Here is a 6,414-nt window from a genome sequence, read left to right as displayed (position 1 = left end):
CCGCCGGCAGGCAGAAGAAACACCATCGCGAAGCACCACAAACCTGGATTCCCGCCTTCACGGGAATGACGAGGGCAGCGAGCCTCAGCTCCACCCCGCATCCACCGTGAACTCCTGCGCCGTGCACATCGCCGCGTCATCCGACGCCAAAAACAGCACCATGCGCGCCACGGCATCGGGCTGCAACTTGTCGGGCAGGCACTGGTTGCGCTTGATGCTTTCTTCGCCCTCGGCGTCCAGCCACAGCTTGATCTGCCGCTCTGTCATCACCCACCCCGGCGTCACCGTGTTCACACGAATGCGAAACGGCCCTAAACCCGCCGCAAAGCCGCGCGTCAGCCCGTCGACAGACGATTTGGCGATCGCATAACAGGGGTAGCCACTGGTCTTGGTCTGCCAACCAATCGAGCCGAAATTGACGATGGAGCCAAACCCCAGCCGCTGCATGCCCGGCACCACCGCCTGGATGGCAAACAACGCCGGGCGCTGGTTGATGGCAATGCGATCGTCGTAGTACGCCGGGGTGATCGATTCCAGCGTATGGCGGTCATCGCTCGCCACGTTGTTGACCAGCACGGCGAAGTCCCCCAGTTCCGCGGCTGCATCTGTGACGGCCGACTGCAAGGCAGGTATGTCACGCACATCGCAGGCCCGCCACCACGGCGCGGCATGGCCGGCGGTCTTGAGCTGCTGCGCCAGATCGCGGCTGGCGGCTTCGTTGATGTCGATGAAGGCCACGCGAGCACCCTGCTCGACGAAGGCACTGACCATGGCGGCACCGATGCCGCTCCCACCACCGGTGATGAAGACCGATCGGCCGCGCAGGCTGGGGTAGGACGCAAGTTGAGGTTGAGCTGACACGGCGAATCCTTTGTGATTGCAATTTGTATATGTCATTAATCTATTTATTTATTTTTCTATTATCAATGTGCCTTGTTACGATGCGCCGCGTCAAGAGCTCTTCGCTGTTGACCCGAAGGACGACAAGACAATGGATTCGAAGAAGAAGCCCGACAACCCGAAGTTGCGGCGCAGCCAGGCCTGGTTCGGCAAGACTGACCGCGATGGTTTCATGCACCGCAGCTGGCTGAAGAACCAGGGCTACCCGCACGACGAGCTCGACGGCCGCCCCGTCATCGGCATTTGCAACACGTGGAGCGAGCTCACACCGTGCAACGGGCACTTTCGCGAGCTGGCGGAGTTCGTCAAGCGCGGGGTCTATGAAGCCGGCGGCTTCCCGCTCGAATTCCCAGTCATGTCGCTCGGCGAAACGCAGCTGCGCCCCACCGCCATGCTGTTTCGCAACCTCGCGAGCATGGACGTGGAAGAGTCCATCCGCGGCAACCCGATCGACGGCGTGGTGCTGTTGATGGGCTGCGACAAGACCACCCCCTCGCTGATGATGGGCGCGGCGAGCTGCGACCTGCCCACCATTGGCCTGTCGGGCGGGCCCATGCTCAACGGCAAGTTCCGCGGGCAAGACATCGGCTCGGGCACCGGCGTGTGGCAGATGAGCGAGATGGTGCGCGCGGGCGAGATGACGATGGACGAGTTCACCGCCGCCGAGTCGTGCATGCACCGCTCCACCGGCACCTGCATGACCATGGGCACGGCCTCCACCATGGCCAGCATGGTCGAGGCGCTGGGCATGTCGCTGCCCGAAAACGCCGCCATTCCGGCCGCCGACACACGCCGCAAACGCCTGGCGCAACTCACCGGCCGGCGCATCGTGGAGATGGTGAAAGAAGACCTGCGCATGTCGCAGATCCTGACCCGCAACGCGTTCGAAAACGCCATCCGCACCAACGCCGCCATCGGTGGCTCGACCAATGCGGTGGTGCACCTGTTGGCGATTGCCGGGCGCATTGGCGTGCCGCTCACGCTGGACGACTTCGACCGCCTGGGCGCCGAGGTGCCTTGCATCCTGAACCTGCAGCCTTCAGGCAAGTACCTTATGGAAGATTTTTATTACGCAGGCGGCCTGCCGGCCGTGCTGCGTGAGATCGCCTCGCTGCTGCACGGCGACGCGCCCACGGTCAACGGCAAGACCATCGCGCAGAACATTGCCGACGCGCCTTGCTACAACCGCGATGTCATCAAGACGACCGAAGCGCCGTTCATGGCCGATGCCGGCATCGCCGTGCTTCGCGGCAACCTCGCGCCTGATGGGGCCGTGATCAAGCCCTCGGCGGCGTCGGCTCACTTACTGCAGCACCGCGGCCGTGCCGTGGTGTTCGAGAACATCGAAGATTTTCACGCCCGCATCGACAACCCCGATCTCGACGTCGACGAACACTGCGTGATGGTGCTCAAGAACTGCGGCCCGCGCGGCTACCCCGGCATGGCCGAGGTGGGCAACATGCCGCTGCCGCCCAAGGTGCTGCAAAAAGGCATCACCGACATGGTTCGCATCTCCGATGGCCGCATGAGCGGCACCGCCTACGGCACCGTGGTGCTGCACACCTCACCCGAAGCGGCGGCGGGTGGCACGCTGGCCCTGGTGAAAAACGGCGACATGATCGAGCTCGACGTGGCCGGCCGGCGCCTGCACCTGGAGGTCTCTGAAGAAGAACTGGCGAAACGCCGCGCGCTATGGAAAGCCCAGCCCGTGCCCAAGCGCGGCTGGTACAAACTCTACGTGGAGCATGTGCAGCAGGCGCACCTGGGGGCCGACCTGGACTTCCTGGTCGGCGGCAGCGGCGCCGAAGTGCCCAGGGAATCGCATTGAAGGACAGCACATTGAAGATCTCCACACCGCACCCCACCAGCGAGCTGCGCTGCCTCTGGCCGGCGGCGGCCACGCTGGGTGAAGGCACGCTGTGGTCGGTGCGCCGGCAATCGCTGTACTGGGTCGACATCCTCGGCCGCCAGCTGCATCGGTATGAGTTCGCCACGCAGGCGCGCCACAGCTGGCTCTTCGACGAAGAGATCTCGGCCGTGGCCGAGCGCGCCAGCGAGCCCGGCCTGCTGGTCACGCTGCGCAGCGGCTTTGCACTCTTCAACACCGACACCGGCACGCTGCAACGCCTGCACAACCCCGAGCCGCAGCAGCCCGGCAACCGCTTCAACGACGGCAAGTGCGACGCACAGGGGCGCTTCTGGGGCGGCACCATGGATTTCGGCTGCGCAAGGCCGACTGGCGCGCTGTATCGGTTTGGCGCCGAGCAGCGCTGCACGCTCGCCTTCGATGCGCGTTATGCGGTCACCAACGGGCCCACCTGGTCGCTCGACGGGCGCACGATGTTCTTCAACGAAACGGCCGAACGGCGCATTCACGCCTTCGACTTCGACCCGGTGTCGGGCCAACTCAGCCACCAGCGCGTGTGGCTGCGCTTTCAGGCCGACGAGGGCTACCCCGATGGCATGACCACCGACGCGGCAGGCCGCCTGTGGGTGGCCCACTGGGGCGCCGCCCGCGTGACCTGCCACGACCCGGTCACCACCGAAGAGCTGGCACGCATCGACCTGCCGACCAGCCACATCAGCAACGTGGCCTTCGGTGGCCCGCAGATGCGCACGCTCTTCATCACCAGCGCGCGTTTCGAGCTGTCGGTCGAGCAGCTCGCGAACCAGCCTCTGGCCGGTGCGCTGTTCGCGATCGACATCGACGGCCCCGGCCGGCCGGCCAACCTCTACGCGGGCTGAACATGGCGCACCCCATCGTCTGGCTGGAATATGCCGAACAGCGCCTCGGCCTCGTGCCCACCCTCGGGGGCGGTGTGGCCGCCTGGCAGATGGCGCGGCCGCACGGTCTGCTCGACCTGTGGCGGCCCTGGGACGGTGTCAACGAAGACCGCTACTCGCTGGCCAACTTCGCCATGCTGCCGTGGTCGAACCGCATCAGCGGCGGTGGCTTCGAGCAGGCCGGCCACTTTCACGCGATGGCGCCCAACCGCGCCGGCGAGCCCTACCCCATCCATGGCGATGGCTGGCTGCAGCGCTGGCGCCTCGAGCAGACAGCGGCCGACACCCTCGTCATGCACCTCGAATCGCAGCGCTTCGACGGCAACCCTTACCACTACCGCGCCAAACAGACCTTCACCCTCGTCGACGGCGGGCTCGACCAGAGCGTACGCGTCACCCACCTGGGCGAGGAGCCCCTGCCCTATGGGCTGGGCCTGCACCCCTGGTTCCAGCGCAGCGCGGGCATGCGGCTCACGGCGCCGGTGCGTGGTGTGTGGCTTTGTGGTGATGATCCGCTGCCCACGCAACACACCGATCGTTTCCCGCCGAGCTGGGACTTGAACACTGGCGCTGCCGTGACCGGTTCATTCATCGACAACGCGTTCACTGGCTGGTCGGGCGAGGCGCTGATCGACTGGCCCGAAGAGTCTCTGCGCCTGCGGCTGCGTGTGCCGGCCGTGCAGGCCAGTTGCCTCCATGACGGCTACTGCCTGCTGTACCGTCCACCGCAAGGCCCCACCTTCTGCTTCGAGCCTGTCAGCCACCCCATCGATGCCTTCCACCTGCCAGGCCGCCCGGGCCTGCGTGTGCTGACGCAAGGGGAGGCGCTGGAACTGCGGGTGCAATGGCGAGTGCAGGAGTTGGCGCGCTGAGCCACCTCACTGGGCCCGTGGTTTCGTGGCAGGGCGAAGGACGGGGCTACTATCTGGCCACCATGATCGAGAAGTCTCTTGCCATTGCCGTGCTGGCCATCTGCGTCGTGATGATGGCGCGGCTGCTGCTGGGTGTGCGCCTGCGCATGAAGGTCGACGCCTTCGCCCGCCGCACCTGGCAGGGCATTCGGGGCGGGGCCCGGTCGCTCTTCCAACGCCGCCGCAGCTCGCCCAAGAGCGCCGCCCAGGTGGCCGAAGAAGCCATCCAGCGCGCCCGCGAGGGTGGCACCTGGGACGGCAACGTCTACAAGCCCAAGTCGTTCGACAAGCGGCCACCGCGCGACAAGCTGCATTGAGAATTGCCGTTCGCCCTGAGCTTGTCGAAGGGGCCGCGCATTGCACGGCGCTGGCTTCGACAGGCTCAGCCCGAACGGTGAGTTTTCAGAAGCCTCGCCCGAACGCCAGGTAAGCGCGAGTGCCCTTGGGCTCGTCGAGCCCACGCGCGACGCCCACGCGCAGCTGCAGGCCCATGGCGTACAGCAGCTTGATCTCGCTCAGCAGCTCGACCCCCACGCCGCGCTGGTAATGCAGCGGGCGATGGCCCGCGTCCCATGCGCCGCCAATGTCGAAGAAGGCTGCAGCCGACACGCGGTTCAAGCCCACGGCCGGCGTCATGAAGTGCCGGTCGACGTCGGCGATCGGCATGCGCCACTCGATGGTGCTCACGCGGGCGTTGGCCCCACGCAGGCCAACCACGTTGCTGCGGCTGTAGCCACGCAAGGTGATGTCGCGGTTGTTGAGCGCCATGCCGAGCTGCAGCTGGGGGTCGATCGCGCCGCCCAATTGAAAGCGCTCGGTGAAGCCACTCGCATGCGCCTCGGTGTGGCGCAGGGCCAGCACGCTGCGGCCCACGGGTACGAAGCCGCGCCAGTCGAAGCGCAACACGCTGCCGTCGTAATCTCTCCGGCCTTCGCGCACGAACGGGCGGTAGCTTTCATACAGCAGCGTGGCGTGCTGACCGCGGTTGCTGCCTTCCGACCACCAGTTGCTGCCGGTGGTGTCGTAGCTGAGCAAGGCTGCGAGCAGACGCTCGGTCCTGGGGATGCCGACGGTGGGGGCCCGCTCGGGGTGAACACGCTCCACATGATCGAGCGCCGCTCCCACGCCAAAGGCAATGCGACGATCCAGGCGCAGCCAGGGCAAGACACTCAGCCACTGCGCGCGGGTTTCGCGGTCGTAGGCGGTGACGTCTTTTTCTTCGTTGCCGTTTTCCCAGGCACGGGCGGTCAGTTCGCGCTGCAAGGTGATCAAGTGCTGGTCCTGGAAGAGGTATTGCAGGCTGCCCAACAGCTCGCCCTGTGTGGTTTCGTATTGCAGCGAGGCGGCGTACTTGTGCCAACCGAGCGCATCAGAACCGAAGGTGCTCGCACCGACCGCAGACAAGCCCGACTCGCCAGTCACCTCGGGGAACCAGCTGCGCGGAGCCATCGAGCGCCATGACGCATAGGGTTTCGCTTCGCTCAGCACCGTGGCGGGGGCCGCTGCGGGCGCCGAGGCACTGCTGGCCGGCGCGGCCACCACCGGCGCACGCTGCAAAGCGGGGGTGGCGGCCATGCGGCGCAGCTCGTAGCCACCGGGCGCAACCAGGCCCAGCGTGAGTGAGCCATCAGGCTGGGTACCGCCGTGCGAGACCACGCGGGTGTGGGTGTGGCTCAACTTGACCCACTCGCTGCCTTCCAGGCGCCACACATTGAAAACACCGTCGCGTACCGCCAGGAACTCCAGGCCGGCCTTGCCATGCACCAGGCCGTGCAAGGGCGCGTTGTGGGTGAACAGCAGGCGCGGTGCGGCGGCCGGC

The 6,414-nt window shown here is 66.3% G+C and carries 6 protein-coding genes; 4 read left to right on the top strand and 2 right to left on the bottom strand.

Going from position 1 to position 6,414, the window contains the following annotated elements; all coding sequences use genetic code 11:
* Positions 1–84: 84 nt before the first annotated feature.
* A complete protein-coding gene (locus RMO40_RS14715) occupies positions 85–897 on the bottom strand; it encodes an SDR family oxidoreductase (RefSeq protein WP_309722734.1) in 813 nt (270 codons plus the stop codon).
* A gap of 94 nt (positions 898–991) precedes the next feature.
* Here RMO40_RS14715 and RMO40_RS14710 point away from each other — a divergent pair, with 94 nt between their 5' ends.
* The 4 genes from RMO40_RS14710 to RMO40_RS14695 all read left to right on the top strand — a co-directional run bounded on the left by RMO40_RS14710 (position 992) and on the right by RMO40_RS14695 (position 4,912).
* Entirely contained in the window at positions 992–2,728 is a 1,737-nt protein-coding gene (locus RMO40_RS14710) for a dihydroxy-acid dehydratase (protein ID WP_309722731.1), read from the top strand.
* A complete protein-coding gene (locus RMO40_RS14705; protein WP_309722728.1) occupies positions 2,725–3,645 on the top strand; it encodes an SMP-30/gluconolactonase/LRE family protein in 921 nt (306 codons plus the stop codon). The genes RMO40_RS14710 and RMO40_RS14705 overlap by 4 nt, the downstream gene beginning before the upstream one ends.
* Positions 3,646–3,647: 2 nt before the next feature.
* The gene (locus tag RMO40_RS14700) at positions 3,648–4,556 is read left to right on the top strand and encodes an aldose epimerase family protein (RefSeq protein WP_309722723.1); all 909 of its coding nucleotides are present in this window, start codon (positions 3,648–3,650) and stop codon (positions 4,554–4,556) included.
* A gap of 62 nt (positions 4,557–4,618) precedes the next feature.
* On the top strand, positions 4,619–4,912 hold the full coding sequence (locus RMO40_RS14695) for a hypothetical protein (RefSeq protein WP_309722720.1): 294 nt from the start codon (positions 4,619–4,621) through the stop codon (positions 4,910–4,912).
* A gap of 85 nt (positions 4,913–4,997) precedes the next feature.
* Here the strand turns inward: RMO40_RS14695 and RMO40_RS14690 are convergent.
* The coding region (locus RMO40_RS14690; RefSeq protein WP_309722716.1) for a hypothetical protein at positions 4,998–6,414 on the bottom strand (1,417 nt) is incomplete at its 5' end.

Source organism: Rhizobacter sp., assembly GCF_031412075.1.
GTDB lineage: Bacteria > Pseudomonadota > Gammaproteobacteria > Burkholderiales > Burkholderiaceae_C > Rhizobacter.
This window is presented reverse-complemented; position numbering and strand designations above follow the sequence as displayed.

Coding starts and splice junctions, on each gene's coding strand:
- RMO40_RS14715 (WP_309722734.1), bottom strand. CDS start 897: ATGACATATACAAATTGCAATCACAAAGGATTCGCCGTGTCAGCTCAA.
- RMO40_RS14710 (WP_309722731.1), top strand. CDS start 992: ATGGATTCGAAGAAGAAGCCCGACAACCCGAAGTTGCGGCGCAGCCAG.
- RMO40_RS14700 (WP_309722723.1), top strand. CDS start 3,648: ATGGCGCACCCCATCGTCTGGCTGGAATATGCCGAACAGCGCCTCGGC.
- RMO40_RS14695 (WP_309722720.1), top strand. CDS start 4,619: ATGATCGAGAAGTCTCTTGCCATTGCCGTGCTGGCCATCTGCGTCGTG.